General features: G+C 24.4%; 18 protein-coding genes and 1 tRNA gene. 13 read left to right on the top strand and 6 right to left on the bottom strand.

What is annotated here, in order from left to right:
* Positions 1 to 64: 64 nt before the first annotated feature.
* The 3 genes from ACWYO2_RS02025 to sppA form a co-directional block, all read right to left on the bottom strand.
* Positions 65 to 397 (bottom strand): hypothetical protein, encoded by a 333-nt coding sequence (locus ACWYO2_RS02025; RefSeq protein WP_455514827.1) that lies wholly within the window; start codon positions 395 to 397, stop codon positions 65 to 67.
* A 27-nt stretch (positions 398 to 424) separates the two neighbouring features.
* Entirely contained in the window at positions 425 to 1093 is a 669-nt protein-coding gene (locus ACWYO2_RS02020) for a winged helix-turn-helix transcriptional regulator (protein WP_455514826.1), read from the bottom strand.
* A 125-nt stretch (positions 1094 to 1218) separates the two neighbouring features.
* Entirely contained in the window at positions 1219 to 2976 is a 1758-nt protein-coding gene (gene sppA / locus ACWYO2_RS02015; protein ID WP_455514825.1) for a signal peptide peptidase SppA, read from the bottom strand.
* Between the two features lie 136 nt (positions 2977 to 3112).
* On the opposite strand from sppA, the gene pdxS reads away from it, so the two are divergent.
* Genes pdxS through yaaA form a run of 5 tightly spaced genes read left to right on the top strand, consistent with a single transcriptional unit; the run spans position 3113 to position 6295 of the window.
* Positions 3113 to 3985 carry a pyridoxal 5'-phosphate synthase lyase subunit PdxS gene (gene pdxS / locus ACWYO2_RS02010; RefSeq protein WP_455514824.1) on the top strand — a complete coding sequence of 291 codons (873 nt, stop codon included), beginning with the start codon at positions 3113 to 3115 and terminating at the stop codon, positions 3983 to 3985.
* On the top strand, positions 3985 to 4563 hold the full coding sequence (gene pdxT, locus ACWYO2_RS02005; protein WP_455514823.1) for a pyridoxal 5'-phosphate synthase glutaminase subunit PdxT: 579 nt from the start codon (positions 3985 to 3987) through the stop codon (positions 4561 to 4563). The genes pdxS and pdxT overlap by 1 nt, the downstream gene beginning before the upstream one ends.
* Positions 4550 to 5002 (top strand): GNAT family N-acetyltransferase, encoded by a 453-nt coding sequence (locus ACWYO2_RS02000; RefSeq protein WP_455514822.1) that lies wholly within the window; start codon positions 4550 to 4552, stop codon positions 5000 to 5002. The genes pdxT and ACWYO2_RS02000 overlap by 14 nt, the downstream gene beginning before the upstream one ends.
* Positions 4983 to 5594, top strand: coding sequence for a class I SAM-dependent methyltransferase (locus ACWYO2_RS01995; protein WP_455514821.1), 612 nt, complete (start codon positions 4983 to 4985; stop codon positions 5592 to 5594). Before ACWYO2_RS02000 ends, ACWYO2_RS01995 begins: the two co-directional genes overlap by 20 nt.
* Positions 5591 to 6295, top strand: a complete 705-nt coding sequence (gene yaaA / locus ACWYO2_RS01990) for a peroxide stress protein YaaA (RefSeq protein WP_455514820.1) — start codon at positions 5591 to 5593, stop codon at positions 6293 to 6295. Before ACWYO2_RS01995 ends, yaaA begins: the two co-directional genes overlap by 4 nt.
* Before the next feature lie 31 nt (positions 6296 to 6326).
* Here yaaA and ACWYO2_RS01985 read toward each other — a convergent pair whose 3' ends face one another.
* From ACWYO2_RS01985 to ACWYO2_RS01975, 3 genes are read right to left on the bottom strand one after another with little or no spacing between them, the layout of a single operon-like run.
* Positions 6327 to 6824 carry a flavodoxin gene (locus ACWYO2_RS01985; protein ID WP_455514819.1) on the bottom strand — a complete coding sequence of 166 codons (498 nt, stop codon included), beginning with the start codon at positions 6822 to 6824 and terminating at the stop codon, positions 6327 to 6329.
* A 9-nt stretch (positions 6825 to 6833) separates the two neighbouring features.
* Positions 6834 to 9473, bottom strand: a complete 2640-nt coding sequence (gene recJ / locus ACWYO2_RS01980; RefSeq protein ID WP_455514818.1) for a single-stranded-DNA-specific exonuclease RecJ — start codon at positions 9471 to 9473, stop codon at positions 6834 to 6836.
* Between the two features lie 8 nt (positions 9474 to 9481).
* Complete coding sequence (locus ACWYO2_RS01975) at positions 9482 to 10069, bottom strand: hypothetical protein (protein WP_455514817.1); 588 nt, start codon at positions 10067 to 10069, stop codon at positions 9482 to 9484.
* Between the two features lie 162 nt (positions 10070 to 10231).
* Between ACWYO2_RS01975 and ACWYO2_RS01970 the strand changes: the two genes are divergently transcribed.
* The 8 genes from ACWYO2_RS01970 to ACWYO2_RS01935 all read left to right on the top strand — a co-directional run bounded on the left by ACWYO2_RS01970 (position 10232) and on the right by ACWYO2_RS01935 (position 15844).
* Positions 10232 to 10510 (top strand): cupin domain-containing protein, encoded by a 279-nt coding sequence (locus ACWYO2_RS01970; RefSeq protein ID WP_455514816.1) that lies wholly within the window; start codon positions 10232 to 10234, stop codon positions 10508 to 10510.
* Complete coding sequence (coaE, locus tag ACWYO2_RS01965) at positions 10507 to 11070, top strand: dephospho-CoA kinase (protein WP_455514815.1); 564 nt, start codon at positions 10507 to 10509, stop codon at positions 11068 to 11070. The genes ACWYO2_RS01970 and coaE overlap by 4 nt, the downstream gene beginning before the upstream one ends.
* A gap of 4 nt (positions 11071 to 11074) precedes the next feature.
* Positions 11075 to 11653 (top strand): ribosome biogenesis GTP-binding protein YihA/YsxC, encoded by a 579-nt coding sequence (gene yihA / locus ACWYO2_RS01960; RefSeq protein ID WP_455514814.1) that lies wholly within the window; start codon positions 11075 to 11077, stop codon positions 11651 to 11653.
* Positions 11654 to 11664: 11 nt separating this feature from the next.
* The gene (locus ACWYO2_RS01955) at positions 11665 to 12231 is read left to right on the top strand and encodes a LemA family protein (protein ID WP_455514813.1); all 567 of its coding nucleotides are present in this window, start codon (positions 11665 to 11667) and stop codon (positions 12229 to 12231) included.
* 1 nt (position 12232) lies between these two features.
* Entirely contained in the window at positions 12233 to 13990 is a 1758-nt protein-coding gene (locus ACWYO2_RS01950; protein WP_455514812.1) for a DUF2207 domain-containing protein, read from the top strand.
* Between the two features lie 78 nt (positions 13991 to 14068).
* Entirely contained in the window at positions 14069 to 14641 is a 573-nt protein-coding gene (locus ACWYO2_RS01945) for a tetratricopeptide repeat protein (RefSeq protein WP_455514811.1), read from the top strand.
* Between the two features lie 53 nt (positions 14642 to 14694).
* Positions 14695 to 15624 (top strand): ketopantoate reductase family protein, encoded by a 930-nt coding sequence (locus ACWYO2_RS01940; protein WP_455514810.1) that lies wholly within the window; start codon positions 14695 to 14697, stop codon positions 15622 to 15624.
* A 134-nt stretch (positions 15625 to 15758) separates the two neighbouring features.
* A tRNA-Leu gene (locus ACWYO2_RS01935) sits at positions 15759 to 15844 on the top strand.
* The last annotated feature ends 25 nt before the right edge of the window (positions 15845 to 15869 follow it).

Raw genomic sequence — 15869 nt, 5'->3', positions numbered from 1 at the left:
CAGAAAAACTGTAAGAGGTGTATAATATGTTTAAAGGTAGTATAGGGGAAATAATATAATAGATTCATAAAATTTTTATATTATTAAAATAAAAATTAATTTTATTTATTTCAAAATTCTTATATTCAATAATGAAATAGGCTTCGTCAAAATTATATATTTGTGATGTGAAATATATTATAGAATTAACTTCATTATTCTCAAATTCACTTAATTCAAATTTAGAATTATTAAATTTAAGATTAAAAGATTCTATTACATCTTCTATTATTTTATTTTTATATATGTTATTATTAATAATTTCAATTTTTACATCTTTTGATATATAGTATATATAAAATGTAAAAGATATAGATACTATTAATATTAAAAATATATATTTTAAGTATTTTGTCAAATTTATCACCTCAATATATACTATATTCTATTCTTTAATCATGTATCCAACATTTCTTACAGTTTTTATCAATTTATCTTCAAATTTATTATCTAATTTTCTTCTTAAAAAAGTTATATAGACATCTCCAATATTTTTATCTTGTACATTATCCTTTTCCCATATTTTTTCAAATATTTCTTCTCTAGAAACGACGTTATTTTTGTTTGCAATTAACATTTCAAGTAATTTACCTTCTTTTAAAGTTAGACTAAATTCTTCATTTCCACGTTTAGCTTCTCTTGTACTAGTGTTATATGTTAAATCTTTAATTTTTAAAAGAACATTAGGTGAATCATTTTTTTCTTTAGAAATAAGGTAACGTATTCCTTTTATTTTGTTTATAAATTGAGTAGGGGTTAAAGTATCGTATATATAGTCAACTAGCCCAAGAGTCATAGCATCACCTAGTATAAAATTATTATTAGGTTCAGTTATGGCTATAGGAATAATAGTTATATCTTTATCGTAAATATGTTGAAACAGATTTTTGTAATTAATTACACTTATAGTATCAATTATTAAAATAGTGTAATTATTTTGTTTTAATTCAGATATAACTAATTCTGAGTCATTTGTTACATTAACATTAATTCCAATTTTCTTTAATTCATCAGCATACTTGGAGTCGTTCCAAGTATAGTACAGTATATTCATCTTTTTATCACTCCTTATCCTGAAACTTTACTATAAGTATAGCATATAAAAATTAAAAAAACAATAAAAAGTTTTTAAAAATTATTAAAATGTTAACATTTTAATAAGAAAAGGGCAATAAGCCCTTAATTTTCTAAGTTTTGGATAAATTCATAAAACATAGGTTTAGAATTTTGATTTATTATAAATTGAACTTTATTTTCTAAAAAATCAAAATTAATTTTGTTTTTAAATTTTAATAACCCTATATTACTTTTTAATATATCAGTTAAATTATTGTATTCTTGAGTTGAATAAATATCTACAATAGAATATTTATTATCTAATTGTAAACTATTTTGCAAACTATCAATAGTATCATATAGTCCACCTATTTCATCAACAAGTTTTAATTCTTTAGCTTCTAGTCCTAACCAAACTTTACCTTGAGCAATATTTTCAAGTGAATTAGGATTTAGACCTGTTCTTTTAACTAGAATATCATTTTTAAATTCATTATAAACAGCTTCTAACCTATTCATATATGCTATTCTATCTTCGTTAGTTAGTTCGACACTGGGATCAGATATATTTAGGTATTTACCACGAGTAATATGATTAACATTAATATTTAATTTATTTAATGTACCAACATATTTAGGTAACATAGAAACAACTCCAATAGAACCTGTTAGACCGAAATTTTCTATAAATATTTTATCTGCAGCACTTGAAATGTAGTAACCTCCACTTGCAGCTATATTACCTATAGATACATATACAGGGACTTTAAGTTCCATTATCATGTCATATATTTTTTTAGATTCTAGTGCTGATCCACCACCCGAATTTATTCTAATAACTATACCTTTAAGATTATTAATTTCAAGAGCTTTATCTAATTTAACTTTAAAGTTTTCACTTGTAATATTAGTATTTCCATAAGTAGAAGATACAGAATCAATATCACCATCAAGATAAATTACAGCTATATTATTTTCTGAATTATTATTTTCAGAAACTTTTGAAATATAGTCTTGTATAGTTATAGAATTATCATCTGTAATATTTAAATTAAGAGATAAGTCAGAATAATCTTCTAAAGAGTCTACTAAAGATAAATCACGAGCAGTTTTAGGGCTAATTAGGGCATATTCACCGTTTAATAATTTATTTCTTACAGTTTCTTTATCTATTTTTCTAACTTTAGATATATTTGAAATATATTCTTCTAATTTTTTATCATAAATTCTTGTAAGTGTTTCTTTTTGTTCTTTACTTATATTTTCTCTATAATATTCTTCACCATAAGATTTATGAGAACCAACATGTATAACTTCAAATTTAATACCAAATTTATCAAGAATATTTTTGAAATACATATTAGAAATAGAATAACCTCCAAGATGAATATCAGTATTTTCTGTTTTTGGGACAACGATTTCATTAGCTAATAATCCAATTTGATATGAAGAATTATCTAAATTTTCACCATAAGCTACAATTTTTTTATTTTTTTCTTTTAGTTTATTAAATAGTGGTGTAATTTCTTCAATTTGTGGAGTTGAAAAAGTAGTCGTATCAAGATTAATGAAAACAGTAGAAATATTATCGTCATTAATTGCAAAATTAATTGCCTTATATATTTCAGAGAAAGTTATTTTTTTACCTTCAATATAGTCTAAAGAATTATAAAACTTATCTTCTTGAGGAATATCTATATCAGATATTATTAAATTAGAATATTTTGACGGCGTATTACTCTCATTCATATTACTTGCTATAAATACTCCAGCTATTATAGATAAAGTAATAAATGTAAGTGTTATGTATATAAAAAAAGAATAAACTTTTTTTAATGTATACAGTAGAAAATTTTTGATTAATTTTAAAATATGCTTCATTTTAGCTCCTTTCATTTTAAATATTTTATCATATTTAAGTTGAAAATACAATTTAATAAGCCTATTATTGATTTATTGACATTGAAGTAAATATATAGTAAACTAAAAATAAATTGATTGTTGAAAGGGAAATAATATGGAAAAAAGATATGAATTAAATAAAAATTTAGCGCAAATGTTAAAAGGTGGAGTAATAATGGATGTATCTACTCCAGAACAAGCAATAATAGCTGAAAGAGCAGGAGCTGCAGCTGTTATGGCTCTTGAAAGAATACCTGCAGATATCAGAGCTGTTGGTGGTGTTTCAAGAATGAGTGATCCTGCTATGATTAAAAGTATACAAGATGTTGTAAGTATTCCTGTAATGGCTAAAGCAAGAATTGGTCATTTTGTTGAAGCACAAATATTAGAAGCAATAGAAATAGACTATATTGATGAATCAGAAGTGTTAAGTCCAGCTGATGATAAATTACATATTAATAAAAGAAAATTTAATGTTCCTTTTGTTTGTGGAGCTAAAGATTTAGGTGAAGCTTTAAGAAGAATAAATGAAGGTGCAGCTATGATAAGAACTAAGGGTGAACCAGGAACTGGAGATATAGTTCAAGCTGTAAGACATATGAGAAAAATGATGGAAGATATTAGAAGAATTACTTCAATGACAGAGGATGAATTATATAACGTAGCAAAAGAGTTACAAGTTCCATATGAATTAGTTCTTTATGTACATGAAAATGGTAAACTTCCAGTTGTAAATTTTGCAGCAGGAGGAGTTGCTACTCCAGCAGATGCTGCTCTTATGATGCAACTTGGAGCAGAAGGAGTATTTGTGGGTTCTGGTATATTTAAGTCTGGTGATCCTGAAAAAAGAGCAAAGGCTATAGTTAAAGCAGTTACTAATTATAATGACCCTAGTGTTTTAGCAGAAGTTTCTATGAATTTAGGTGAAGCGATGGTAGGAATAAATGAAAATGAAATAGAATTGTTGATGGCTGAAAGAGGTAAGTAATGAAAATTGGTATTTTAGCTTTACAAGGTGCGTTTATAGAACATAAAGCTATGCTTGATAAACTTGGGATTGATTCATTTGAAATAAGACAGTTAAAAGATATAGAACAAGATTTTGACGGCTTAATTTTACCTGGGGGAGAAAGTTCTGTTATGGGTAAATTATTAAGAGATTTAGGACTTTTTGATCCTTTAAGAGAAAAGATAAAAAATGGATTACCGGTATTCGGAACGTGTGCTGGAATGATACTTTTAGCTAAAGAAATAGATAATGATGAAAGACGCCATTTTTCATGTATGGATATTACAGTTAAAAGAAATGCTTATGGTAGACAGTTAGGGAGTTTTGCAACAAAAGATAAATTTGAAGGAATAGGAGATGTAGAAATGGTATTTATACGTGCTCCTTTTGTTAGTGAAGTAAAAGAGGGAGTAGATATATTATCTATTGTAAATGAGAATATTGTTGCAGTTAGACAAAAAAATATGTTAGCTACATCATATCATCCTGAATTAACTAATGACTTGAGTGTTCATAAATATTTTATTAAAATGGTAGAAGAAAATGCTAGAAATTAAAAAATTAGATCCTATTTTAGATGAAGATATTCTTTATAAAATAGTAGAAATGGAAAATTTATTATTTGGAGATGCATCTATCGGAAATTATAATATAAAACCTATGGCAAAGTATGGACAAGTTTATGTGATTTTAAATGGAGTAGATATAGTGACAGTAGTAGAAGTTATGGCTTCATTTGATAGAGAACTTGCATATATTTATGGAGTTTGTACTAATGCATCCTACCAAAATAAAGGTATGGCTAATAAATTACTTACTTATGTATTAGATGAACTTAAAAAATATAAAATAAAAAAAGTTCAGTTGACGGTAGGAATTGATAATATTATTGCTCAAAAATTATATTCTAAATTTAATTTTAAAATTAAAGAAAAATTGAAGGATGAGTATAGAGATGGGGAGGAGAGATATTTATATGAATCATTACTATACTGATAATTCTGAATTAAAATCAAAAAGGCAGAATATATATATTGATTTTGAAGGTAAAGAATATGTTTTTACAACAGATATAGGCGTATTTTCCAAGAATAAATTAGATTTTGGTACCGAAGTAATGCTTAAAGAATTTTTGAAAGATAATTGTAAAAAGAACTTTAATTTTTTGGATATAGGTTGTGGGTATGGTGCAGTTAGTGTTATAGTATCTAATTTTTATCCTAATTGTAAATATATAATGAGCGATGTAAATGATAGGGCCTTAGAAATATCAAAATTAAATGTAGAAAAATATGCTATTAATAATGTAAAATTAATTAAATCTAATTCATTTGAAAATATAGAAGAAGTATTTGATATAATAATGTCAAATCCTCCTATAAGAACAGGAAAAGAAACTATATTTAATATATATGAAAATTCATATCAACATTTGAATGATAACGGATATTTTTATTGTGTTATACAAACTAAACATGGAGCTAAAAGTACTGAGAAAAAATTAAAAGAGATATTTGGAAATTGCGTAACTCTAGGTATACATTCAGGTTATAGGGTATATAGATGTATTAAGGAGGAATGTAAATGATAGTACTTTTACCTAGTGCTAAGCAAATGAAATGTAGGCAGGAAATTGATTCGATTTCTTTAGATCCTAAAACAACTGAAATAGTAAAATATTTTTCTAATTTAACTGCTGAAGAAATTTCAAAAATATTTAAAATAAGTTTAGAGAATTCTTTTAAAGAGCTTAATAGATTTAAGAATATCTATGAAAATAAAGCAAAAAAATATAGAGCTATAGAATTATTTGATGGTTTAATGTATAGAAATATTAAACGAGAAAATTTATTAAATAAAGAAAAAGAATATATAGAAAAAAATGTATATATATGCACAAGTCTTTATGGTATTGTTAATTCCTATGATGCTATAAATGAATATAGATTAGATTTTATGCAAAATATTAAAATTAATAATAAATCTTTAAAACAGATTTGGATTAAAGAATATGATGGATTTGTACAATCAAAAGATGATATTATAATTTCTTTACTTTCTTCAGAATTTGAAGAAGTATTTTCTAAAAATATTAGAGATAAATTTATTAAACCTATATTTATTGAAAGTGGAAAGATACATTCAACAATTTCAAAGAAGGCAAGAGGTAAATTTTTAACATATTTAATAGAAAATGACATTCAAAAAATATCAGATTTTGAAAAAATTTCTTTTGATGGGTTTCAGTTTAAAAGAAAAGAAGATAATAAATATATATATGAAAAATAGTTATGGACTAGTTTATACTAGTCCATTTTATTTACATTCCTATTTCTTTTTTAAGTTGGTCACACCAATTTTCAACTCTTTCATCTGAAAGTTCTGGTTGATTTAATTCATCTATAGCAAGACATATAAATTGACCATTTTTAACAGCAGTTGATTTGTCAAAATTATATCCGTCTGTACTTGTAAATCCTATCAATTTAGCATTTGCTTTTTTTGCTTTGTTATATAATATTTCAATAGCATCTATGAAAGAATCAGAAAAAGAAGCTTGATCTCCTGTTCCGAATAGAGCAACATATTTATTGCTTAAATCCATATCTTCTATTTCGTCTATGTATATCATCCATTCATCTTGTAAGTCACCTAATCCCCATGTTGGAGATCCTAATATTAATAAATCATAATCAAGAAAATTATCAATTCCTTGAGATATTTCTATGACATCAACATCATCAAAATGAGTAGCTATTCTATTTGCTATATCCTCAGTTGTACCAGTTGTAGTTCCGTAGTAAATTCCTACTTTCATTTTTCCTCCTTAATAATAGTTAAGTATACTTTCATCAGCATATATTACTTTTCCGTTTTTTATATCTTGTAATAAATTTAATTTATTTTTAATGGGTAAATATTTACTGAATAAAAGGTCATAATTTATTTTATTTAATAAATTTTTATCAAATTTTATTACATTTTTAGGTAAATGTATCTCTTTTTTTATAACATAAAAATTATCTTTTGTATAGTCTTTACTAGAAAAAATAATACATTTATTATATTTTAATTCAAATTTTACTTTTTTTATAGTTTGGAAATCAAATATACAAATATCTTCATTATCTTCTTTTGTTATTGTATTTTTAAAATTAAAATAATGTTTTAATTGTATATTTTCAATACAAAATTTATTTGTAGTATAAAAAGTCATTTTTTTATTATTTTCAAAAAAGTATTTCATACCAATTGTTAAAAGTAAAGGATAATAAAATTCTTCTTTTATAGCTATTTCTTTTTCTTCAATATATCCTTTAATATTTACTTTAGAAATTATTATTGATTTATTCTCTCTATAAAATACAGAAAGAGCTTCTTTAGTAAATTCGTTATATTCAATATTGCCTAGAAGAAATTTTTTGATATTTCTAAATTGTACGGCATCTTTATTTGTGAAATTTTCTAATTCATATTTTCTTTTTATAAGTATATCAACTATTTTGTGATTTTGAAATGTATGTATATTTTCTATTTTTATTTCAAAATCATATTCATAAAAGTTTTCTAAACAATAAAGTAAATTGGAAATATTTTTATCAAGCTTAGCTATTGATTTTTGTCCTCTAAATACTGAATAAGAATCAAAATTTCTTTTTAAATATATTTTGTCGTTTTTATCTATATCTAAATTAGTGTAGAATAGTGACTTCATTGGGAAAGAAGTATAGTACATAGAATGATAAAAATGGAATCTATCATCTTCTAAATCAGAGATTTTCATATCTTCTATTATTATATTAGGATATATTCTATCATTAAACATAGATGTTTCAAGTTTGAATACTAAATCGTAAAATATATTTTCATTTTTTAATTCGTTAAATTTATTTCCATTATTAAACCAAACAGCACCTTTAACTGAAAATCCTTTTTGATCTATATCAAATTTTAGATGGTCGCCATTATTACCAATTCTTGAAGGATTATGTATTATACAGTTTTTTGTCATTAAAATTGGTGTAGGGTTACCAAATCCAAAGGGTTTTAATAGATTTAGACTTTGTATAAATTCGTATGAAATTTTTTGAGCCGGTATTCTCATATCTATATTAATATTTTTAATAAGACTAATACCTTTTAATTGTTTTTTTGCATAATTTTTAATTTCTCTTTTAAAATTATCTAGATGTTCAAGTTTTAATGTGAAACCTGCAGCGTTTGCATGACCTCCGAATTTTATTAAATACTTAGAAACATAAGATAAAGCACGAGTTATATTAAAACCTTCAATAGATCTACAAGAACCAACAGCTATACCTTCATCTAAATTTTCTTCCATTATTATACTGGGTTTATAATAAGTTTCAACAACTTTAGCTGCAACTATACCAATAAGACCATGATGATATTCTGGAGAATGAGCTATAAGGATATCTTCTTCATAATCTTTATTTTCTTCTATTTTATTTAAAACTTCTTCAATAATGCTATCCTGTATTTTTTTTCTATTTGAATTATTGAATATTAAATTATCGACTAAAGTATTTATTTCATTAATGTTATCTGATATTAAAAGTTTTACAACAATTTTAGCATCGGATAGTCTTCCTGCTGCATTAAAAATTGGTGCTATTTTAAAAGAAATATTACCCGGAGTTAAATCTTTTCCATAAAGGTCTAACTTTTCTAATATACATTTTAAACCAAGATTTTTGGTTTCTTTCATTTTTTCTAAACCATACTTAACTAAGATTCTATTTTCTTTTATTAATGGCATAATATCAGCAACAGTACCTAGAGCAACTAAATCTAAAAATTCATATGCTTCTTCTGGAGTTAATAGTTTTTTATATAACTCTAGTATAACCATAAATATTGTTCCTACTCCAGCAAGACTAGGAAAAGAATAAGTGTTATCTTCTATTTTAGGATTTATACATGCGTGTGCCATGGGAAGTCTTCCAGCTATATCGTGATGATCTGTTATTATGACCTTCATATTTAATTTTTTTATATATTCAACTTCTTCAAAAGAATTAATTCCACAATCTACAGTTATTATTAAGTCCGTATCAGAGTTTTTAATTTCATCTATTGCTTTTTTATTTAAACCATACCCTTCATCTCTAAGGGGAATATAGTAAAAAATATTGTTATGATTTAATTTTTTTAGTGCTAAATACAAAATAGATGTAGATGTTATACCATCTACATCATAGTCTCCATATATACATATTTTACTATTATTTTTTATTGCTTGTATAATTATATCAAGAGCCTTATTAATGTTGTATAATCCTTGAGGACTTTCTAAATTAGAAATTTTAGGATTTAAAAATTCTATAATTTCTTTTTTATTTTTAATACCCCGATTAGTTAGTATATTTATTATATTATAGTCCACTGGTATATCAAAAGGTGTTATTTTAGCTCTTTTTTCTAATAAAGACCATTTTGTTTTCATGTTTGCTCCTATTTTAATACTTCAGCAATTGTTTGTAGAAATAAAGGAATAAATAAATGACCATCAAAATCATCAGTTGCACGTCCTTTATCAAATATTAAAACTAGTGCTTCATCTTCTAAATAAAATGAACTAACTGAATTGAATTCTTTAAAGTTTTTTACAGGAGTTACACCAAATTGAGTAATTCTATTATTTAATAAATTTTTAAGTGCAGAGTCATAACCAGGTGCTAATATGTCACTTAAATTAAGTAGATTACCTGTTTCAACTTCAAATACTAACCCTTTATATTTAAGAACTTCTTTGGAATCTTTATTTTCTAAAATTATAGATAAAAATTTAGAATTATTAGTTATTACTTTTACATAAGTGTTAGTATTTTCTTTAGTAATAAGTTTTATTTCTTTTGCAATTCTATCATTAATTTTTTTATTTATTTTTTCATTGCTAGAATTAACAATAAATTTATCATTTTCTTGAATAGTTGTTAAAACTGCAGGACTTTGGAATTTATAATCTTGAAAAGTGAAAGAAAAAGCACTTACACTTAATAAAATTCCTGATAATAACATTATTTTATTTATTGATTTCATAATTTCACCTCTTTTTCGTTTGATAAAATTATATAATAAAAAAGATAAAAAATCAATATATCTAAGCTATATTTAAGTTTGTGAAAAGTATATTATATATTTCTTTAAATTGTTGAATTTAGTAAAAAAAATATTGTATAATAAATTTAAGTGAGGTGCTTTATGTTAAATGAATTTGGAGAAAAATTGGAAGTATTGTATAATAAGGAAATTAAAGTAGAGAGAATAACTTCTTTTTCAAATGTTACAGGATATATGTCAGATTATAGAGATGAGATCGTATATTTATTAGAAGGTATGGCTATACTTGAAATTAATGGTAATGATATTACTTTAAAAAAAGATGATAATTTTTTAATTAATAAAAATACGGTACATAGAGTTAAGTATACAAGTGAAGATTGTAAATGGTTATGTATATTTATAGGAGTTGACTTATGATTATAGGTATTACTGGTTCTATAGGTGTAGGGAAATCTGAAGTTTTTAAATATATACAAGAAAAAATTGGTGATTTAGCTGAATATATAGATGCCGATATTATCACTCATTATATATATGAGAAAAATGAAGTTAAAAATTTTCTTTACAGGGAGTTTAACACAATAAATAGAAAAGAAATAGGTAAAATTGTTTTTTCAAATAAGGAAAGTCTTGAAAAATTGAATGAATTTATGCATAAAAGTATAATAGAAGAAATAGATATAAGGATAAAAAAATCTAATAAAAAATATGTTTTTGCAGATATACCTCTTTTATATGAACTAAAACTTGAATATATGTTTGATAAGATAGTTGTAGTATACGCAAGTAGAGATGTTCAGATTTCAAGAATAATGAAAAGAAATAATTTAAGTGAAGATGATGCGATTAAAAGAATAGAGTCACAAATGGATATAGAATATAAAAGAGAGAGAGCAGATTATGTAATAGAAAATATGGAGACATTAGAAAAACTTAAATTTAATATAGATAAAATTTTAGAGAAAATAAAGGAGTAAAATAATGGAAATTAAAAGTGCAGAGTATACGAGAAGTTGTGTGAAAGAATTAGATTATCCAGAAAAATATGATAAAGTAGAAATGGCATTTGTTGGAAGGTCTAATGTTGGTAAGTCTTCTTTAATAAATTCATTGGTTAAAAGGAAAAATTTGGCAAGAACAAGTAAAACGCCAGGTAGAACGCAATTAATTAATTTTTTTACTATAAATAATGATAGATATTTTGTTGATCTTCCTGGATATGGATTTGCAAAAGTTCCTGCTAATATTAAAAAGAATTGGGGAAATCTTATAGAAGAATATCTTAAATCAGATAGGAAAAAAATTGTTTTTGTTCTTTTGGATATTAGGAGAGTTCCAAGTGGAGAAGATATGGGAATGTTGAAATATTTAGAACATTATGATATAGAGTATTATATAATATTTACAAAATCAGATAAGTTATCTAATAATGAAAAATTTATACAATTAAAGGAAATAAAAAAGAAATTAGTTTTTGATAATGAAGATGTATTTTTTCATTCTTCACTTAAAAACACAGGTAGAGAAGAAATATTAGATTTTATTGAAAGTATAAAATAGGAGGTTATGAAATGTTTATTTTATTGGTTATATTAGGAATAGTTGTGGTGTTATTTCTTATTATTGGTAGAATATATAATAAGTATGTTGTTTTAGATGTGGAAAATAAGAAATCATTTAGTGATTTGGGAGTATTTTTACAAAAAAGATTAGATTTAATACCTAATCTTGTAGAAACTGTTAAAGGTTACGCAAAACATGAATCAGAAACTTTAGAAAAAGTGATATTAGCTCGTTCTCAAATGATTAAATTAGATTTGAGTGATGTTGAAAATGTAGAAAAAATACAAAGTTTAGAAAATGGTTTGACAAAAACTTTGAGATCAATAATGGCTCTGAGTGAATCATATCCTGATTTAAAAGCAAATACTAATTTTATAGAACTTCAAAATTCTTTAAAGAGTTTAGAAAAAGAAATTGAAGGTGCAAGAAGATATTATAATGCAACAGCAGGAGAGTTAAATATATTTGTTAGACAGTTCCCTAATGTTTTATTCTCAGGTATTTTCAAATTTAGAAGTGCAGAATTATTTAAAGAACAAGAAGAAGCTAAAAATGCACCAAAGGTGAGTTTTTAAAATGAAAAAAATATTTGTTTTATTTTTAATATTTCTATTAAATATAATATCTTTTTCTAATGAAAAAATAACAAATTTTGATGTTGATTTTAAAGTTAATAAAAATGGTAGTGTGGATGTAATTGAGAGAATAAGCTATGTAACAGATGAATATGGTAAAAGAGGTATTTATAGAAACATACCGTATAAATATGATAATGCTTCAGTTATTAAATTTGAAAATAAAATAGGTATATATAACTTTAAGGCTACTTATTTAAACGGTACTCCAACAGGACTTTATTCTCAAAATGAAGATAATGTTATGTATAATAGATTAGGTAAAGAAGATGTATTTTTAAAACCTAATGAAGAATATACATATGTTATTAGTTATACTATGTATAATTTAATTAGAACTAGTGGAAATATTAAACAGATATATATAAATGCAATAGGTAATTATTGGGAAATACCTATAGAAAAATATAGAGTTAAAATTTCTGGTATAAATGGAGATGTTGAAGTATATACAGGTAACATAGGTGAAACTAACAAGGAATATAGTTTGGATAAAAGTGATGGAGTATATATAATAACATCTACTAAAAATATATCACTTGGCGAAGGTATGTCTTTTATAATCAATTCAACAGATTTTGTTTATAGCAGTATAGATATGTGGTATAACAGAATTATGACTTATCCTGTTATATTACTACTTTTAATTCTTATACCTATATCTTTATTTTTCTCTATACTAAGATTTATTTATGGAATTAAACATAATAAATTAAAAAGTATAGTTGTAGAATATATGCCACCTAATATTTCACCATTAATAGCAAAAAAATTAATGAATAAAAATAAGAATAAGTATTCTATGATAGTTTTATTCCAGCTTATACAAAAAGGGATAATAAAATTTAGAGAAAAAAATCCTAAACATAATAATGAAGAATATGTTAGAGAAGTTGGTAAACCCATAGAAAAGAATAAAAAACAATTTAATGATTATGTAGAAAAAGAATATTATTTAGATATGGATTTAATTAATGATATAAATTTAGAAATTAGTAATTATGAAAAGGTAGCTATAAAGAATTTAATTTTAGTTAAAAATGATATATTTAAAAAATCTAAAGCATTTTCAAAAATAGAGTTTACTTTAAATCAAGAGATAGATATTATGTATCTTGATTTTTATTCAAATATTAATGCTAGGTATATATTACCATATATTTTTATTTTGATTTTTTTAGTTATAGGATTTATAGCTATATTTGGTAATCAAATTTTAGATGGAATAATAATATCTCCTTTGATAATTGTTTTACTTACATCTTCTTATTTATTATCTTTAAGAAAATATACAGATAGATATAAAGATGAACTTGCTAAAATTAAGGGATTTGAAAAGTTTTTAGTTAAGGTTGAAGCGAATAAATTTAAAGAATTTTTAAATGTAGAAGATTTGGTGTCTTATTTTAATGAAATTTTACCTTTTGCTGTAGCTTTAGAATTAGAAAATAAGTATTTAGAGTTATTAAATAAGAGTATAGAAATATATGGTTTAGATAGAGAATACATATATGATAATGTATATTATTACTATTTATTAAATAGAGGCATATATTATGGAAACATTAATGAATCTATTATGCAATATGGAAATAAATCAAGTAATAATTTTGGAGGGAATTCTAATTTTAGTGGAGGATTTTCAAGTGGTGGATCATCAGGTGGAGGATTTTCTGGAGGTGGAGGCCACAGTTGGTAAAATTTTCTTTAACTTGTAAAATTATTTTAAATATGATAGAATTTATTTAGAAAGTTGAGATGGAAAGGATAGGTATTTATGTTATCAACATTGATTTTTAGAGAGTTTAGATATAATGGAAATATTGAAAAATATAAGGAAGAATTAAAAGAAAAAATTTCTAAAAACCCTAAAGATGTAGATTCTATGGAACAGCTTGCTAGAATTTATCAAGCTTATTTTGAGAATGATAAAGCTATAGAATTATATGAAAAATTATCAGAATATCTACCTAATGATCATGAAGTAGAAGGCTATTTAGGTTATCTATATTATGAAAATTCTAATTTAGATGAGGCTGAAGAAAGACTTAAAAATGCTATTTATTTAAGTGAAAAAGAACCGTTTTTATTATTCTTATTAGGGAATGTGTATTCAAGAAAAGGAATGATAAAGGAAGCACTTGATTGTTATGAGTTGGCTATATTTTTAGATTTTGATATGTATGGTGCACATATAGATTTTGGTAGAAAATATGAACATATGGGTAGACATGAGAAAGCTTTAAAAGAGTTTAGAGCAGCCTATGAGATAGATTCTAGAGATGAAGAATTGTTAAACAAAATTAAACATATTGAAGGCAGAATAGAAGAAAAAAGATTGAATAAATAAAAAACTAAGAACATATATGATCTCGTTATATGTTCTTTTAATTTGGAGATAAAATGAATATAGTTATAGCAGGAGCAGGAGCAATGGGATCAACTTATGCTTCTATGTTAAGTAAGAAAAATGAAGTTGTGCTTTTAGATATGTGGCAAGATAATATAGATGAAATTAATAAAAATGGAGTTAAATTAAATAATTTAGGTGATGACGAAGTATATAATATTAAAGCGTATAGACCGGAAGAATATAATGGAAGAGCAGATTTGTTAATTGTTTTTACAAAATCTATGCAACTTCCACAAATGTTAGATTCTGTTAAACATTTATTAAGTGAAAATACATATGTCTTATGTCTTTTAAATGGATTGGGGCATATAGATACATTGAAAAAATATGTAAAAGAAGATAAAATAATAATGGGAGTAACAGTATTAACTGCTGGTATGCATGGAGCAGGTAGATTTTCTGTTTCAAGTTATGGTATGACAGAAATTCAAAATATATCTGAAGAGGGAGAAGAATTTGTAAGAGAATTTGCTAAAAATTTAGATATTTGTGGATTGCCTTGTGTATATTCTGAAGATATAATGTATTCTATATGGCGTAAAGCTTGTATAAATGGCACTATGAATAGTGTTTGTACTATACTTGACTGTAATATGAACGATTTATCTAAGGTTGATAATATTAAAAGTATGATAGAAGGTATAATATCAGAATTTTCAGATGTTGCAAAAAAAGAAGGAGTTGAAATTGATAAGAAAAAAATGACCGATTTTGTTATGTGGTATACAACGGATGAATTTAAAGGTAGATTTCATTACCCATCTATGCATCAATATTTGATTCAAAATCATAGAAAGACAGAAATAGATTATTTAAATGGATATGTATCTAAAAAAGGTAAGGAATATGGGTTGAGTACACCTTATTATGATACTGTAACTATAATAATTCATGGAAGAGAAAATATGTTGGTTAAATAGTAATCGTTTTATAATGAATAGTCTATATAGAATTAAGATTTATTATAGACTATTTATATTTTTTTGAAAAAAATATTAAAAAACTTGACAAAAAAGTTTATTTGATATATAATAATTTTTGTCACGATAAGTGAGCCTTGGTGGTGAAATGGTAGACACACAGGACTTAAAATCCTGTGGGAGCAATCCCGTGCCGGTTCGAGTCCGGCCCGAGGCACCATTTAAATATCGCGGAGTAGAGCAGC

Source organism: Pseudostreptobacillus sp. (assembly GCF_977040545.1).
Note: the sequence above shows the minus strand (reverse complement) of the source record. Positions and strands in the feature narration are given on the sequence as shown.

What these genes read in the sequence shown, in the direction of transcription:
- ACWYO2_RS02020 (WP_455514826.1), bottom strand. Translation starts at nt 1,093, where the DNA reads ATGAATATACTGTACTATACTTGGAACGACTCCAAGTATGCTGATGAA.
- sppA (WP_455514825.1), bottom strand. Translation starts at nt 2,976, where the DNA reads ATGAAGCATATTTTAAAATTAATCAAAAATTTTCTACTGTATACATTA.
- pdxS (WP_455514824.1), top strand. Translation starts at nt 3,113, where the DNA reads ATGGAAAAAAGATATGAATTAAATAAAAATTTAGCGCAAATGTTAAAA.
- pdxT (WP_455514823.1), top strand. Translation starts at nt 3,985, where the DNA reads ATGAAAATTGGTATTTTAGCTTTACAAGGTGCGTTTATAGAACATAAA.
- ACWYO2_RS02000 (WP_455514822.1), top strand. Translation starts at nt 4,550, where the DNA reads ATGCTAGAAATTAAAAAATTAGATCCTATTTTAGATGAAGATATTCTT.
- ACWYO2_RS01995 (WP_455514821.1), top strand. Translation starts at nt 4,983, where the DNA reads ATGAATCATTACTATACTGATAATTCTGAATTAAAATCAAAAAGGCAG.
- yaaA (WP_455514820.1), top strand. Translation starts at nt 5,591, where the DNA reads ATGATAGTACTTTTACCTAGTGCTAAGCAAATGAAATGTAGGCAGGAA.
- ACWYO2_RS01985 (WP_455514819.1), bottom strand. Translation starts at nt 6,824, where the DNA reads ATGAAAGTAGGAATTTACTACGGAACTACAACTGGTACAACTGAGGAT.
- recJ (WP_455514818.1), bottom strand. Translation starts at nt 9,473, where the DNA reads ATGAAAACAAAATGGTCTTTATTAGAAAAAAGAGCTAAAATAACACCT.
- ACWYO2_RS01975 (WP_455514817.1), bottom strand. Translation starts at nt 10,069, where the DNA reads ATGAAATCAATAAATAAAATAATGTTATTATCAGGAATTTTATTAAGT.
- ACWYO2_RS01970 (WP_455514816.1), top strand. Translation starts at nt 10,232, where the DNA reads ATGTTAAATGAATTTGGAGAAAAATTGGAAGTATTGTATAATAAGGAA.
- coaE (WP_455514815.1), top strand. Translation starts at nt 10,507, where the DNA reads ATGATTATAGGTATTACTGGTTCTATAGGTGTAGGGAAATCTGAAGTT.
- yihA (WP_455514814.1), top strand. Translation starts at nt 11,075, where the DNA reads ATGGAAATTAAAAGTGCAGAGTATACGAGAAGTTGTGTGAAAGAATTA.
- ACWYO2_RS01955 (WP_455514813.1), top strand. Translation starts at nt 11,665, where the DNA reads ATGTTTATTTTATTGGTTATATTAGGAATAGTTGTGGTGTTATTTCTT.
- ACWYO2_RS01950 (WP_455514812.1), top strand. Translation starts at nt 12,233, where the DNA reads ATGAAAAAAATATTTGTTTTATTTTTAATATTTCTATTAAATATAATA.
- ACWYO2_RS01945 (WP_455514811.1), top strand. Translation starts at nt 14,069, where the DNA reads ATGTTATCAACATTGATTTTTAGAGAGTTTAGATATAATGGAAATATT.
- ACWYO2_RS01940 (WP_455514810.1), top strand. Translation starts at nt 14,695, where the DNA reads ATGAATATAGTTATAGCAGGAGCAGGAGCAATGGGATCAACTTATGCT.